Below are 14658 nucleotides of genomic sequence, written 5' to 3' on the forward strand. Positions count from 1 at the left end.
CCGATGCTTGTGCTCCCTGGCCGCCGCTGCCTTGGTGGTGAGCGGTTGCAATGCGACGATGCCAGGCAGTTCCAGCTCGCCCGCCTCGGACTACGCGACGAGCTGCCTGACCGGCGCCGTCCTGGGAGCCATCGTGATCGCCGCCATCGACCGCGCGAGCGGCAAGTCCTCCAGCGAGCAGAAGCAGCGCCTGGCCAAGGCGGCGGCGGGCGGATGCGTCGTGGGTCTGGCGGCCACCGCCATCGGCCGCGTGATGGACGAGCGCCAGCGCGCGCGCCACGAGGAGGAAATGACCAAGGAGGCACGGCGCCGGGCGCTCGAGCAGCAGCAGTACACCGCCACCACCCAGCGCCTGCAGGCCATGCCGGCGAGCACGAACACGCAGCGCGCCAAGCGCGACGCCGAGCTCGAACGCGCCCGCGCCGCCTACGAGACCAGCATCGCCAAGCCGGTGAAGGTGGATCTGGGCGGCGGCGGCACCTCGACGATCCAGGTGCAGGCGCCGGCGGCACCGGCGGCCACCGGCGCCGCGGGCACTGAGGGCGCCGCCGGCTCCTGCACCGACTATTCGGTGCTGGTGCAGACGCCTACCGGACGCGCGCGCCAGTTCGAGACCTGGTGCCCGAACTCCTCGGGCCAGATGGTGCGCACCGACGCGCGCGAGGCACCGGCGGCCTGACGATGAAACGCCTGGCTGCCGCCGTGTTCGCCCTGCTGGCCGCGCTGCCGGCCTGCGCGGGCGAATGGAAGTGTCTCGACGTCGGCGGTGGCGCACGCGTGCTGGCCTTCGCCGGCGCCATCAAGGAAGGCGAGTACGACCGCTTCTCCGAAGCCTTCGGCGGGTGTTATCCGTCGAACTGGCCCGGGTTGCGAACCGTGGACCTGCACTCCGGCGGCGGCGCCGTCACGGAGGCGCTCGCGATCGCGCGGGCGCTGGTGGCCGCCGGCTCCGGATCGCGGCCGGTGGCCACCCAGGTGCGCCGCGGCAAGGTCTGCATCAGCGCCTGCACCTTCCTCTTCGTCGGCGGCCGGCTGCGCGACGTCGCCGCTGGCGGCTCGTTCGAGCCGCACGGCTTCTCCTCCTTCTCCGGCGCCCGCATAGACGTCGCGATCGCCAGCGCGATCGACGGCGGCCGACTCGATCCGGAGAAGCTGGATCTGAAGATCCCGCGGCTGATGCTGATCGGCCGCTGGCTGCAGGCGCTGGCCGAAGGCGACGCACGTTTCGCGTGGGCGGCCGACTGGTCGGCCGCTTTCGCCACGCCGCGCCTGCTCAACGGCGCCGCGGTGCTGCGCGCGGCGCTGGACTTCGTCGCCCTGCCCGCGGCGCAGCGCGGCTTCATCACCAACCTCGACGCGATCCTGGCCACCGCGATGCCCGAGCTGGAGCGCGTGGCCGCCCGCCGCGCCTTCGCACGCCTGCTCGCGCCCGACGCCCAAACACCAGCCCTGGACGAGCAGCACTACTTCGCCTGGGTGACACGCGAGTTCGCTGCCGCCGCAACGGTCTACCTTCGGGCGCAGAAGGACAAGAAAGCGCCGCACCTGGACGAGGGCTTCGGCGCCGCGGTGCTGGCAGCTCAGCGCGAACGCGCGGAGTCCGCCGCCGAGACAGTGGAGCAGCGCCTGGGGCCGTACCTGCTGTCGCGCGCCGACCAGATCGACGTGCCGGGGCTGGTGCGGCTGATGTTCAGCACCTCGATCCTGTACACCCGGCCGCTGACGCGCGAAGAGCTCTGCGACCTCAACGTCGTCAACCGCGACTGCGCCTCCTAGCGGCCGCCGCGCGCGCCTTCAGCAGCACTCCTGCTCGACCTGGTCGAGCAGCTGCAGCGCGGCCGCGTCCTCCCAGGCCTCGAAGTACTCGCGGATCTGGTTCAGGTGCGAGTGCACCAGGAACAGGTCGTCGGGCCGCGGGCCCGAGCCGCCGGCGCGCTTGCGGTCGAAATACTCCCAGAAGCGGTCGCGCCGGCCGGGCACGGCCAGGTGGCCGTCTATGGTCTCGATGATGCGGCGCGCGTTGCCGGCGCAGTCGATGCCGCTGAAGCTGACGTAGCGGTCGGTCTTGCGGCAGTCGCAGGGTCCAGTGCTCACGGGATCGGTGCTCCGTCGGTTGGTGTGCCGCGACCTTAGGGCCTGCTGTGGGCGGCGTCCGTCGGCCAGGCGACAGTCAGCTCGCCGCGCGCCGGCCGGCCAGCGTCTGCAGCGCTGCCATCGCCTCGGCCGACGGGATCAGCAGGCAGCGCCGGCCGCGGCGCTGCAGCACGCCTTCGCGCTGCCACTGGCTGACCAGCGTCGATACCGTCTGGCGTGTGCTGCCCAGCAGGCTGGCGATGTCCTCCAGGCTCAGCTCCAGTGGCACCAGCCAGGCCTCGCCGATGCGCTCGCCGCGGCGCTGCGCCAGGCCGATGACGAAGCGTGCGAGCCGGCTCGGCACCTCGCGGAAGGCCAGGTCCTCGACCAGGCCGACGGCGCTGGTCAGCAGCCGGCCCAGCACCGCCATCACCGGCGGCAGCAGCGTCGGGTCGTCGGCCAGGCGGTGCATGAAGGCGCGGGTCTCGATCGTCCAGACGGTGGTCGCGGCCGCCGCGGTGACCCAGGCCGGCGAATGGGTCGAGTAGACGTCGCCGGGTTCGAGGAAGGCCAGCGTCAGCTCACGGCTGGTGCCCGACAGGTGCACACGCAGCCGGCCGCTGGCGACGACGAACACGAGGTTGCGGCCATCGCCCGGCATGCACAGGCGCTGGCCGCGCACCAGGCGCCGCGGCACGAAACCCGGCGGCGGCGCGCCGGCACCGGCGGCGTCGGCGGGCGGCGTCGTGAAAGCGACAAAACGGCTGGCATGCGGGTGCATGCCAGCCCGGAAAGCAAGCCCGGGACCGCCGGGCGGCACGCACCGGCGCCAAGGCGGCGCCGGCTGATCTGGGTCAACCGGGCAGCACGCCCGGCGGCCGCGTCAGGCGCCGACGCGGAACACGCCGACGACCTCGGACAGCCGCGCCGCCTGCGCACGCAGGCTTTCGGCCGCCGCGGCGCTCTCTTCGACCAGGGCCGCGTTCTGCTGCGTCACGCGGTCGAGCTGGCCGACGGCGTCGCCGACCTGGCCGATGTCGCGCGACTGCGCCACGGTGGCACCCGAGATGTCGTTGATCAGCTGGCTGACGCGTTCGACCTTGGTGACGATCTCCTGCATCGCCTGGCCGGCGTCGTTGACCTGGCGCGTGCCGGCCTCGACACGTTCGACGCTGGCGGTGATCAAGGTCTTGATCTCGCGCGCCGCGCCGGCCGAGCGCTGGGCCAGCGAGCGCACCTCGCCAGCGACGACGGCGAAACCACGCCCCTGCTCGCCGGCGCGTGCCGCTTCGACCGCGGCGTTCAGCGCCAGGATGTTGGTCTGGAAGGCGATGCCGTCGATGACGGCGATGATCTCGGCGATCTTCTGCGAGGACGCGGCGATGTCGCGCATCGTCGTCACCGCCTGGCCGACGACCTGGCCGCCCTGGGCCGCGGCGCCGGCGGCGTCGCTGGCCAGGCTGTTGGCGCGCTGCGCCGAGTCGGCGTTGTGGCGCACCGAGTCGGTCAGCATCTCCATCGACGAGGCGGTCTGCTGCAGGTTGCTGGCCTGCTCCTCGGTGCGCTGGCTGAGGTCGGCGTTGCCGGTGGCGACCTCGCTGCTGGCGGTCTGGATCGAATCGGCCGACTGGCGCACCTGGCCGACGAGGCGACGCAGCGAGTCCTGCATCTGCTGCAGCGCGCGCAGCAGCGTCGCGGTCTCGTCCTGGCCTTCGACCTGCAGGTCCTCGCCCAGGTCGCCGCGCGCGATGCGTTCGGCCGCGGCCACCGCGTGCTGCAGCGGCTCGCACACCGAACGCAGCGTCAGCCACAGCGCCGGCAGCAGCAGCAGCACCGCCAGCACCGTCAGGCCCAGGCGCAGGTTGGCGGCCAGCGTCGCCGCGTCGGCGAGTTCGGCCCGGATCGTCGCCTGGCGCGACTGGCTGGCCTTCAGCATTGCGTCGGCACCGGTGCGCAGCGCCGTCACGTACTCCTCCGCCGCTTCGGCATAGGCGAGCGCGCCGGCGCTGTCCAGCACCGCCGACTGCAGCTTATCCAGCACCGGGGCCACGGCCTCGGTGTACTGGGCGAGCTGGCCCTGCTGCACCTTGACCAGCGCGACCAGTGTCGTGTTGTCGGCGTCGACCTTGGCGAGTTCGTTGCCGAGCGTCTTCACCCGTTCGGCCTCGGCCTTCCACAGGCCGACGATGCGTTCGACCTCGATCGCGTTCGAGCCCGAGGCGATCGCGTCGGCCTGCAGCCGGCGCAGGTTGCCCAGCGCCTCGCGCAGCCTCGCGACGGCGTCGGCACCCTGCTGCGCCTCGTCGAACAGGGCCGCGGTGCGCTGCGTGACGATGCCGTTTTCGACCACGCCCCAGGCACCGAGGCCGAGCAGGGCGGCGGTGAGGAAGGCCATCGAAGCCAGAAGACGGGTCCGGAGCGTGAAGCGGCGCAGAAATCTGAGCATGGGTCTGACGAGTCTTGGGTTCGGGCCGCCGGCAATTCGCCGGGACGCTTATGGACGCCTATCGTCCGATCGGGGGAAAAGTTGAATGCCAGCGGCCGTTGATTCGGCCTCGGGTGCTATAGCGCAAGAGCCGGGCCCGGCGCCCGCACCGCGAGGGCGCATCGGGAAAACCCGCAACACCCCCGGGTGGCCACAGCCGCGGGCGAACGCACCAGATTGGGGCCGAAATTCACCAAATCCGCAGCCCGGCCGCAACGTCGCCGCGGCCGCCTCGGGCCTTCATAATCGGCGCGCCTGCAGTACCGGCCACCCGATGGACAACGAATCGACGACGGCGCCCGACGGCGCCCTGCCCGACTTCCGCGCACCCGGCTTCCTGCGCGCTCACATCCGCGCGACGATGGCCTTCTATGCCGGCCGCGCCGCCGACCCGTCGGGCGGCTTCTTCCACTTCTTCCGCGACGACGGCAGCGTCTACGACCGGCGCACGCGCCACCTCGTCAGCAGCACGCGCTTCGTCTTCAACCATGCGATGGCGGCGCGCCACTTCGGCAGCGAAGAAGACCGCGAGCTCGCGCGCCACGGGCTGCGTTTCCTGCACACCGCCCACCGCCGCGCCGACGGCGGCTACGCCTGGGTGCTCGACTGGCACGAGGGCCGCGCGCAGGTGCTCGACGCTACGAACCACTGTTACGGCCTGGCCTTCGTGCTGCTGGCGCACGCGCACGCGCTGATGGCCGGCATCGCCGAGGCGCGCGCCGGGCTCGACGAGACCGTCGAGCTGATGGAGCGCCGCTTCTGGGAGCCCGAGAACGGGCTCTACGCCGACGAAGCCGACGCCGGCTGGACGCTCTCGCCCTACCGCGGCCAGAACGCCAACATGCACGCCTGCGAGGCGATGCTGGCGGCGCACGAGGCCACCGGCGAGGCCCGCCACCTGCAGCGCGCGCTGACGCTGGCCGGGAACGTGGCCCAGGGTCTGGCGGCGCGCGGCGGCGGCCTGGTCTGGGAACACTGGCGCGCCGCCGGGCCCGGGCCCTGGCAGATCGACTGGGACTACAACCGCGGCGACCGCACGAACATCTTCCGCCCCTGGGGCTACCAGACCGGCCATCTGACCGAATGGGCCAAGCTGCTGCTGCAGTTGCAGGCCCGGCTGGGGCCCGAAGCCGCGCCCGCCTGGCTGGCCGCGACCGCGTCGCGCTTCTTCGACAACGCGCTGGCGCACGGCTGGGACGCGCGCCACGGCGGCCTGGTCTACGGTCTCGGCCCCGACCGCAAGGTCTGCGACGCCGACAAGTACCACTGGGTCCAGGCCGAAAGCCTGGCGGCGGCGGCCTGGCTTGCGCTCGCCCTGGGCGACGAGCGCTACTGGGGCTGGTACGAGCGCATCTGGGGCTACGTCTGGCGGCACTTCGTCGACCACGAGCACGGCGCCTGGTACCGCATCCTGTCGCCCGACAACCGCAAGCTGAGCGACGAGAAGAGCCCCGCCGGCAAGACCGACTACCACGACATGGGCGCCTGCTGGGACGTGCTGCGCGCGCTCGGCGAACTGCAGGCCTGAACCCGGCGCCCCGGTGCCGGCATCGGGCTTGCCCTGGTGGCGGCTCCGCCATCACGGCCAAGGGGTTGCCATGGAAAGCAAGATCAAGGTGCTGGGTCATCCGCTGCACCAGATGCTCGTCGTCTTCCCGCTCGGCCTGCTGGGTACCTCGGTCGTCTTCGACCTGGTCTACCTGATCGGCGGCAACACCTTCGCCGCCAGCGTGTCCTACATGCTGATCGCGGCCGGGCTGATCGCCGGTGCGATCGCCGCACCCTGGGGCACGCTGGACTGGCTGGCGATCCCGCGCGGCACGCGCGCCAAGGCCATCGGCGCGCTGCACGGCGGCGGCAACCTGATCGTGCTGCTGCTGTTCGCCGCCAGCTGGTGGCTGCGCCAGGCCGACCCGGCGCATCTGCCGAGCGTGGTCGCCTGGGTGGTGTCGTTCTGCGGCGCCGCGGTGTCCATGGTGACGGCCTGGCTCGGCGGCGAACTCGTCGCCCGGCTCGGTGTCGGCGTCTCGCCGCACGCGCACCTGAATGCCCGCAGTTCGCTCGACGGCCCCGCCGAGCCGGCCACCGCGGCCGAAGCCGCCCGCGCGCGGCAGAACTGAGCCCGGAGGCTCAGCGCGGGCGCCGCATCGGCTGCCAGGAGCCGGGCCGCCCCCAGGCCGCCGGCTTGGCATCGTCTTCGGCTGGCGCCGGCGCTGCGACATCGCCTTCGACCGGCACCGGCGCCTGCGGCACGCCGGGCGGGCCCTGGCTGAGCCAACGTTCGAACAGCGCCTCGGCGTCGTCGCCGCCTTGCAACAGATCCACCATCCGGTCGGCGCGACGCTCGCGCCCGTGGGTCGTCATGGCTACCTCGTACTGCTTGCTGCCCGATGCGAGCGGTTACAGGGGGCAAAGCAGGTACCCGCCGCACCACCCGGCGCGTTAGAAAGGCGACGCCGCGGCGTTCTTTTGCCGCCGCCACCCACCGGAGCCCGCCGCGCGACTTCAAAACGCGCGAACATGCGCGCCACAGGCGGCCACGAGCCCGCCGGGAGGGGACGATGGCGGGGCTGATCGTGCGCATGCTGTGCGGCTGCGGCGTCCTGGCGGCGCCGGCGCTGGCCGCGACGGAAATCGTCGTCGCGACGGTGAACAACGAACACATGATCGAGATGCAGCGCCTGACGCCGCATTTCGAGCGCGCCAACCCCGACCTGCGCGTGCGCTGGGTCACGCTCGAGGAAGGGCTGCTGCGCCAGCGCGTGGCCACCGACATCGCGCGCGGCAGCTCGCGCTACGACGTGCTGACGATCGGCATGTACGAGACCCAGGTCTGGGGCCGCCAGGGCCGGCTGCGGCCGCTGGACCCGCCGCCGTCCTACGACGTCTACGACCTGCTGCCGGCGATCCGCTCCGGGCTGTCGATCTCGGGCCGGCTCTACGCCGCGCCGTTCTACGGCGAGAGTTCGATGCTGATGTACCGCCGCGACCTGACCGAACGCGCCGGCATCACCCTGCCCGAGCGCCCCACCTGGCGCCAGGTGCGCGACGCCGCCGAACGCCTGCACGACCCGAAGGCCGGCGTCTACGGCATCTGCCTGCGCGGCAAACCGGGCTGGGGCGACAACATGGCGCTGGTGTCGACCATGGTCAACGGCTTCGGCGGCCAGTGGTTCGGCATGGACTGGCGCCCGCAGCTGCAGAGCAAGCCCTGGCGCGACGCGGTCTCGCTCTACGTCGAGCTGCTGACCCGCTGGGGGCCGCCGGGTTCGGCGGCGAACAGCTACAACGAACTGCTGACGCTGTTTCGCGCCGGCCGCTGCGCGCTCTGGGTCGACGCGACGATCGCCGCCGGCTTCGTCAGCGACCCGGTCGGCAGCAGCGTCGCCGGGCGCGTGGCCTTCGCGCAGGCGCCCTACTCGGTGACGCCCCAGGGCGCCAGCTGGCTCTGGGCCTGGTCGCTGGCCGTGCCTGCCAGCAGCACCCACCCGGCCGAGGCCAGGCGCTTCGTCACCTGGGCGACCTCGCGCGAGTACACGGCACTGGTGGCGCGCGAGCGCGGCTGGGGCGCGGTGCCCACCGGCACCCGCCGCTCCACCTATGCCAACCCCGAGTTCCAGCGCGTTGCCGGCCACTTCGCCAGCGCCGAGAAGAAGGCGCTGGACGGCATCTCGCTGGTCGAAGGCGCCCTGCCCGACCGGCCCTACCAGGGCATTCAGTACGTCGCGATCCCCGAGTTCCAGAACATCGGCGTTGCCACCGGCCAGCAGATCGCCGCCGCGCTGCTGGGGCGCGCCAGCGTCGAACAGGCGCTGCGCGCCGCCCAGGCCGCTGCCGACCGCGAGATGCGCGCCGCCGGCTATTACGGCCGATGAGCGCCGTGCTGCCGGCCTGGCTGGACCCGCGCCGCAGCCTGCGCGCGCGCTTTGCGCTGATCCTGGGCGCCAGCGGCCTGGCGCTGGCGCTGCTGACCGCCGCCGTCGTCGCCATCGTGCAGCGCAGCCAGCTCACCGAGCAGCAGGGCCAGGCGATGCGGCGCGAGGCGCTGCTGCTGGCCCGGGTGCTCGACGGCGCCTTGCGCCAGCGCCTGGACCAGCTGCAGGCCACGGCCGACCACCCGCTGCTGGCCAGCGGCCTGTTCGAGCCCGGCGACGCACGCCTGCTGCTCGAAGGCCTGCGTGCGCAGCAGCCGGCGTTCGCCTGGCTGGCGCTGGTGGCGCCCGACGGCCGCGTCGAGGTCGCGACCAACGCGCTGCTCGAAGGCCGCAACCTCGGTACCGAAGCCTGGTTCGGGCACGCGCGCCAGGGGCCGTGGATCGGCACCCGGCGCCCGGCCGATCCCGCGCTCGCCGCCAGCCTGGGCCTGGTCGACGGCCAGCCGCCGCAGCTGGTCGACCTGGGCCTGCCGATGACCGACATGACCGGCCGGCCGACCGGCGTGCTCGCCGCGCGCCTGCGCTGGGACTGGCTGCAGGAGCTGCAGCGCTCGCTGCGCGGCGATGCCGGCGCCGGCATCGAGAGCATCGTGCTCGACCGCGACGGCCGGGTGCTGCTCGGCCCGGCGGGCTGGCTCGACCAGCCGCCAGCGCTGGCGCCGCGCCCCGGGGCGGCGCCAGCGCTGGCGCCGCGCCCCGGGGCGGCGCCGGGCCTGCTGCAATGGCCCGACGGCGAGTTCCTCAGCACCTGGGTGGCGGCGCCGCCGGCCGGCTCGGGCCTGACGGTGCTGCTGCGCCAGCCGGCGGCGCTGGCCTTCGAGCCGGCGGCCGAGATGTCGCGCCGGCTGCTGCTGCAGGGCATGGCCGGCACGCTGGCCTTCATGCTGCTCAGCGTCTGGCTCGCAGGGCGCATCGCGCGCCCGATCGGCGAACTCTCGGCGGCGGCGCTGCGCGTCGTGCACGACCAGCCGCCCGAGTTCGCGGCGATCCCGCCCGAACGCGAGGACGAGGTTGCCGAAGTCGCGCACGCGCTCAGGCGGCTGCACGACGAGCTCTCGCGCCGGCTCGCCGATCAGCAGCTGGCCACCGCGCGCTACGAGACCCTGTTCCGCGACGCACCGGTGGCGATCTACGTCGCCATCGACGACCGGCTGCGCATCGCCAACGACGCCTGCCTGCGGCTGTACGGCGCGGCTTCGCTGGCGCAGCTGGAAGGCCGCGGCACCACCGAGCTCTTCGACGCCGGCGACGCCGCGCTCGCTGCCGCACGCCTGCGCCAGCAGCAGGCGCTGCGCGCCGACGGTGCGCCGACGCCGACGCTCGAACACCGCATCCGGCGCCTGGACGGCAGCATCGCCGCGGTCGAGTCGACGGCGATGCTGCTCGCGCTCGCCGAAGGCCAGGGCGTGCAGGTGGTGCTGCACGACATCACCGAACAACGCCAGGCGCAGGCGGCGCTGCGCGAGCTCAACGCCCAGCTCGAGGCCCGCGTGGCCGCACGCACCGCCGAGCTGCAGGCAGCCAACGCCGAACTCGACGCCTTCGCCTACGCCGTCTCGCACGACCTGCGCGCGCCGCTGCGCGCGATGACGGGCTTCTCGCAGGCACTGGTCGAGGACTTCGGCCCGGCGCTGGAGCCGCCGGCGCGCAGCTACCTCGACCAGATCGTGCTCGCCGGCCAGCGCATGAGCGACCTGGTCGAAGGCCTGCTGACGCTGTCGCGCACGGTGCGCGGCGCGCTGTCGGTGGCGCCGGTGGACCTGTCGGCGCTGGCGCAGCTCGCGCTGGCAGACCTGCAACGCGCCGAGCCGCAGCGCAGGGTCGAGGTCGAGATCGAACCCGGGCTGGTCGCGCAAGGCGACCGCCGCATGCTCGCGGCGCTGCTGAACAACCTGCTGGGCAACGCCTGGAAGTACAGCGCCGGCCGCGGCGACGCGAAGATCCGGCTCTACGCCGTCATGCGTGACGGGATACGTTGGTTCTGCGTGGAGGACAATGGCGCCGGTTTCGAGATGGCGCACGCCGGACGCCTGTTCAAGGCCTTTGCACGCCTGCACCGCCAGGACGAGTTCCCCGGTCTGGGCATAGGCCTGGCGACGGTGCAGCGCATCGTCAACCGGCACGGCGGGCGCATCGAGGCCGAGGCCACCATCGGCCAGGGAGCCTGTTTCCGCTTCAGCCTGCCGGAGCGGCCGCAGACGCACAGCGATCAAGGAGCCAGGGCATGAGCGAACGCGTGATCCTGCTGGTCGAGGACAACCCGCAGGACGAGATGCTGACGCTGCGCGCGCTCAAGCGGGCACGCGTGGCCAACCACATCGACGTCGTGCGCGACGGCCAGCAGGCGCTGGACTACCTGTTCCGCGACGGCGAGTTCGCCGGCCGCGACGGCCCGGAGCTGCCGACGGTGGTGCTGCTGGACATCGGCCTGCCCCGGCTCACCGGGCTGGAGGTGCTGACGCGGCTGCGCGCCGACGCCCGCACGCGGCTGCTGCCGGTGGTGATGCTGACCTCCAGCGACGAGGACACCGACCGCATCGCCAGCTACGAAGGCGGCGCCAACAGCTTCGTGCGCAAGCCGGTGGACTTCGGCGACTTCGCCGAGACCGTCGCCAGCCTGGGCGTTTACTGGCTCGCGACCAACGAGCCGCTGCGGCGGGACTGAGATGGCCGACGCCACCGTGCCGCCGGCCGCGGCCGACCGGGTGCTGATCATCGAGGATGTCGAGCCCGACTTCCGACTGCTGCAGCGCCAGCTGCAGCAGCACGGCATGGGCGCCGAATGCCGGCGCGCGGCCTCGCCCGAGTCGGTGCACGCGGCGCTGGCCGAAGGCGGCTGGCAGCTGGTGCTGGCCGACCATTCGCTGCCCGGGCTGGACTTCGAGACCACGCTGTCCTGGGTGAACGAAAGCCTGCCCGGCGTGCCGGTGATCCTGGTGACGGGCACGGTGGGCGAGGAACTCGCGGTCGACCTGCTGCGCCGCGGCGTCGCCGACTTCGTGCTCAAGGACCGCATGGCGCGGCTGATCCCGGCGGTGCAGCGCTGCCTCGAGGACGTGCGCCGGCGCGACGAGGCCGCGCACGCGGCGCGCGCGCTGGCCGAGAGCGAGGCCTTCAACCGCATGATCGTCGGCTCGATCGGCGACGGCCTGTTCATCGCCCAGGACCGGCGCTTCGTCTTCGTCAACCCGGCGCTGCCGACGCTGCTGGGCTTCACGCACGCCGAGTTCGAGGGCCGCGCCTTCGACGCCGCGGTCGCGCCCGAATCGCTCGCGCTCTGGGACGAACGTTACCGGCAGCGCCTGGCGCCGGCCAGCCTGGAGCCCGAAGGCCATTACGAGGTCGCGCTGCTGCACCGTGGCGGGCAGCGCGTCTGGATGGAGCTGCGCGCGGCGCGCTTCGAACACGGCGGCCGGCCCGCGGTGCTGGGCCTGCTGCGCGACACGACCGAACGCCGCCGCATCGTCGCCGAGCTCGAACGCCACCGCCACCACCTCGAGGCCCTGGTCGAGGAGCGCACGCGCAAGGCCGAGGCCGCGAACCAGGCCAAGAGCGCCTTCCTCGCGAACATGAGCCACGAGATCCGCACGCCGCTGAACGCGATCACCGGCATGGTCCACCTGCTCGAGCGCCAGGCGAGCGCGCCGCAGCAGCGCTCGCTGGCGGTGATCGCGCGCGCCGTCGACCACCTGCTGTCCATCGTCAACGACGTGCTCGACCTGTCCAAGATCGAGTCGGGCAAGCTGACGCTGGAGAGCGTCGACTTCGGTGTCGACGAGCTCGTCGAGCGTGCGCGTGGGCTGATCGGCGAACTCGCCGCCGAGAAGGGCCTGAGGCTGCTCGTCGACAACCGCGCCGGCAGCACCCGCCTGTGCGGCGACCCGACCCGCATCGCCCAGCTGATGCTCAACCTGCTGGGCAACGCGGTGAAGTTCACCGACCACGGCGAGGTGCGGCTGACCTGCACGCTCGAGCGCAGCGAGCCCGGCTCGCCGCGGCTGGTGCTGGAGGTGGCCGACACCGGCATCGGCATTGCCGCGGAGCGGCAGGCGCAGCTCTTCGACCCCTTCGAGCAAGCCGACAGCTCGACCACGCGCCGTTTCGGCGGCACCGGGCTCGGCCTGGCGATCTGTCGCCACCTCGTCGAGATGATGCACGGCCGCATCGCCGTGCACAGCGTGCCTGGCCAGGGCAGCACGTTCACGATCGAGGTCGTGCTGCAGCCGCCGCGCCAGCCCGAGCAGGCAGCCGAGCTGCAGGCCGGCGCCTCGGGCCAGGACCTGGAGACGCTGCTCTACCAGCGCCATGCCGGCACGCGTGTGCTCGTCGCCGAGGACAACGAGATCAACCAGCTCGTCGCCGAGGAACTGCTGGAATGCGCCGGCCTGCTGGTCGACATCGCCGGCGACGGCCAGCAGGCGGTCGAGATGGCCGGCCGCGGCGCTTACGCGGCGATCCTGATGGACGTGCAGATGCCGGTGCTCGACGGCCTGCAGGCCACGCGCGCGATCCGCGCGCTGCCCGGCTGTCCGCAGGTGCCGGTGATCGCGATGACCGCCAACGCCTTCGGCGAGGATCGCGAGGCCTGCCTCGCGGCCGGCATGAACGACCATCTCGCCAAGCCGGTGGCGGCCGAGCGCCTGTATGCGCAGCTGCTGCGCTGGCTGCCGGTGGGCGCGGCGACGCTGCGGCCTGCGGGCTGAAGCCTGCGGCCCGCCCGGTGGCGGGCACCGGGGTTGCCAGAAGTCCTGCATCGCAACCAGGAGAGCTGGCATGGACGAAGGCATCATCCCGGCGCTGTTCGTGATCACCTTGTTGATCGCGCTGGCGTTCGGTCTCTATCAGTACCGCAAGGTGACCAAGGCCCGGCGCGAGGGCCGGCGCTCGGTGCAGGCGGAGGTGCGCGGCGAGCCGCCGGCGCGGCCACAGGCAGACAAACGCTGAAGCGGGGGGCCGGCGCAAGCCGGCCCTCTTTCAGGCCGAGCTGCCGCCGTGATGCGAGCGTTTGCCGGGGTTCTTCTTGCTGCGGGTATGAGCCCCGCGTTCCTTGCTGCTGCGCTGGCCGGTCGCGCGGTTCTTGCGTATCGACGGGCCACCGTCGCGGCGCTTTTCGGCTTCGGGCGCGGTGTCGGGTGCCGCGTCGGCGCTGGAATCGGAAGAATGGGATGCCATCTCGTGCTCCGGAAGATCGGAGCCTCGTGAAGGCAATCGGGGTGCCCCGTGAAGGCAAGGCCTTCGCGCGTGACATCGCGCTCGGCCACAGGCTGCGTGCACCGCGTTGCGGTGACGCGCGTGCGCGCTCAGTCGTCGAGTTCGGCGTATTCCGAGACGATCAAGCAGGCGTCGTAGCGCTCGACGCACAACTCGACGCGCGCGCCCGGGCTCAGATGGTCGAAGTCGGCCCCCGGCGTGCTTTTCGTGACGGTCCACTCGCGATCGTCGTCGCCGTCGAGGTAGGCCAGCCCGGTACGGGGCAGGATCTCGCGGACGACGGCCTTGATGAACGCCGTTTGTTGTGCAATGGACATGCAGACCTCCTGACGTGATGTCGCATGACCGCCGCTGGGGCAGTCGGCAACCATTAGGCGCCGAGCCGCGGCTGAGGTTTTGACCCAGGCCAAGGGCCGGCACCGGAAGTGGCGGGTGGCACCGGTCTGCGCCGCCCGACTTCCTGCTGCATCATCGCAGCACCCGGCGGCTCGTGGCAGACGGATCGTGGGCGCCGAAACCACAGGCCTGACACGACACTGTCATCTTCGTGTCGTGGCATGTCGCGGCGCTGACGTCGCGCGCCGCCGCCGCAAACCGAACGCCAGAGCGCCGAGGAGCGCCTGGCGCTGCGCCACGTGCGCCGGCTGCGCGCCTACTACGGTCACCTCGCCCTGTATGTCGCGGTGCTGTCGATGCTGCTGGCGATCAACCTGCTGACGAGGCCGCAGCACCTGTGGGTGGTCTGGCCGGCGCTGGGCTGGGGCTTCGCCATCGTCATGCAGGCGCTGCAGGTCTGGGGGCCCGCCCGCTTCCTCGGCCCCGACTGGGAGCGCCGCCAGGTCGAAAAGCGCCTCGGCCGCCCGCTCTGAACTGAAGCCGGCTGGCCCGCCGAGCCCGCGACACAGGCCTGTCGCCGGTGTTTTCCGGCGGCTTCGGTGCGACGGCGCACAAACA

Annotated in this window: 16 protein-coding genes; 10 read left to right on the forward strand and 6 right to left on the reverse strand. The window is 72.5% G+C overall.

Going from position 1 to position 14658, the window contains the following annotated elements:
- The first annotated feature begins 58 nt into the window (after window positions 1-58).
- Complete coding sequence (locus tag CKO43_RS10035) at window positions 59-679, forward strand: hypothetical protein (protein WP_200378549.1); 621 nt, start codon at window positions 59-61, stop codon at window positions 677-679.
- Between the two features lie 2 nt (window positions 680-681).
- Window positions 682-1776 carry a hypothetical protein gene (locus CKO43_RS10040; RefSeq protein ID WP_200231132.1) on the forward strand — a complete coding sequence of 365 codons (1095 nt, stop codon included), beginning with the start codon at window positions 682-684 and terminating at the stop codon, window positions 1774-1776.
- An 18-nt stretch (window positions 1777-1794) separates the two neighbouring features.
- Here the strand turns inward: CKO43_RS10040 and cowN are convergent, their stop codons facing one another.
- The 3 genes from cowN to CKO43_RS10055 all read right to left on the reverse strand — a co-directional run bounded on the left by cowN (window position 1795) and on the right by CKO43_RS10055 (window position 4468).
- Window positions 1795-2094, reverse strand: a complete 300-nt coding sequence (cowN, locus tag CKO43_RS10045) for a N(2)-fixation sustaining protein CowN (RefSeq protein ID WP_200378550.1) — start codon at window positions 2092-2094, stop codon at window positions 1795-1797.
- A gap of 76 nt (window positions 2095-2170) precedes the next feature.
- Entirely contained in the window at window positions 2171-2854 is a 684-nt protein-coding gene (locus tag CKO43_RS10050; RefSeq protein WP_200231129.1) for a Crp/Fnr family transcriptional regulator, read from the reverse strand.
- Window positions 2855-2956: 102 nt separating this feature from the next.
- Window positions 2957-4468, reverse strand: a complete 1512-nt coding sequence (locus CKO43_RS10055) for a methyl-accepting chemotaxis protein (protein ID WP_200231128.1) — start codon at window positions 4466-4468, stop codon at window positions 2957-2959.
- A 364-nt stretch (window positions 4469-4832) separates the two neighbouring features.
- Between CKO43_RS10055 and CKO43_RS10060 the strand changes: the two genes are divergently transcribed.
- Window positions 4833-6086, forward strand: coding sequence for an AGE family epimerase/isomerase (locus CKO43_RS10060; protein WP_200378551.1), 1254 nt, complete (start codon window positions 4833-4835; stop codon window positions 6084-6086).
- 70 nt (window positions 6087-6156) lie between these two features.
- A complete protein-coding gene (locus CKO43_RS10065) occupies window positions 6157-6678 on the forward strand; it encodes a DUF2231 domain-containing protein (RefSeq protein ID WP_200231124.1) in 522 nt (173 codons plus the stop codon).
- 10 nt (window positions 6679-6688) lie between these two features.
- Here CKO43_RS10065 and CKO43_RS10070 read toward each other — a convergent pair whose 3' ends face one another.
- Window positions 6689-6922, reverse strand: coding sequence for a hypothetical protein (locus CKO43_RS10070; protein ID WP_200231123.1), 234 nt, complete (start codon window positions 6920-6922; stop codon window positions 6689-6691).
- 197 nt (window positions 6923-7119) lie between these two features.
- Here CKO43_RS10070 and CKO43_RS10075 point away from each other — a divergent pair, with 197 nt between their 5' ends.
- The 5 genes from CKO43_RS10075 (at window position 7120) to CKO43_RS10095 (ending at window position 13437) form a co-directional block, all read left to right on the forward strand.
- Window positions 7120-8433, forward strand: coding sequence for an ABC transporter substrate-binding protein (locus CKO43_RS10075; protein ID WP_200378552.1), 1314 nt, complete (start codon window positions 7120-7122; stop codon window positions 8431-8433).
- Complete coding sequence (locus CKO43_RS10080; RefSeq protein ID WP_207184965.1) at window positions 8430-10721, forward strand: sensor histidine kinase; 2292 nt, start codon at window positions 8430-8432, stop codon at window positions 10719-10721. Before CKO43_RS10075 ends, CKO43_RS10080 begins: the two co-directional genes overlap by 4 nt.
- Window positions 10718-11158, forward strand: a complete 441-nt coding sequence (locus CKO43_RS10085) for a response regulator (RefSeq protein WP_200231120.1) — start codon at window positions 10718-10720, stop codon at window positions 11156-11158. Before CKO43_RS10080 ends, CKO43_RS10085 begins: the two co-directional genes overlap by 4 nt.
- Before the next feature lies 1 nt (window position 11159).
- Window positions 11160-13196, forward strand: coding sequence for a response regulator (locus tag CKO43_RS10090; protein WP_200378553.1), 2037 nt, complete (start codon window positions 11160-11162; stop codon window positions 13194-13196).
- Between the two features lie 70 nt (window positions 13197-13266).
- Window positions 13267-13437 (forward strand): hypothetical protein, encoded by a 171-nt coding sequence (locus CKO43_RS10095; protein ID WP_200231118.1) that lies wholly within the window; start codon window positions 13267-13269, stop codon window positions 13435-13437.
- A 30-nt stretch (window positions 13438-13467) separates the two neighbouring features.
- On the opposite strand, the gene CKO43_RS10100 is transcribed toward CKO43_RS10095, so the two are convergent.
- On the reverse strand, window positions 13468-13665 hold the full coding sequence (locus CKO43_RS10100; RefSeq protein ID WP_200231117.1) for a hypothetical protein: 198 nt from the start codon (window positions 13663-13665) through the stop codon (window positions 13468-13470).
- Between the two features lie 128 nt (window positions 13666-13793).
- Complete coding sequence (locus CKO43_RS10105) at window positions 13794-14021, reverse strand: hypothetical protein (RefSeq protein WP_200231140.1); 228 nt, start codon at window positions 14019-14021, stop codon at window positions 13794-13796.
- A gap of 318 nt (window positions 14022-14339) precedes the next feature.
- Here CKO43_RS10105 and CKO43_RS10110 point away from each other — a divergent pair, with 318 nt between their 5' ends.
- Window positions 14340-14573 carry a 2TM domain-containing protein gene (locus tag CKO43_RS10110; RefSeq protein ID WP_346728240.1) on the forward strand — a complete coding sequence of 78 codons (234 nt, stop codon included), beginning with the start codon at window positions 14340-14342 and terminating at the stop codon, window positions 14571-14573.
- Window positions 14574-14658 lie beyond the last annotated feature (85 nt).

It is taken from the genome of Rubrivivax gelatinosus, from assembly GCF_016583785.1.
Taxonomy (GTDB): Bacteria; Pseudomonadota; Gammaproteobacteria; order Burkholderiales; family Burkholderiaceae_C; genus Rubrivivax; species Rubrivivax gelatinosus_B.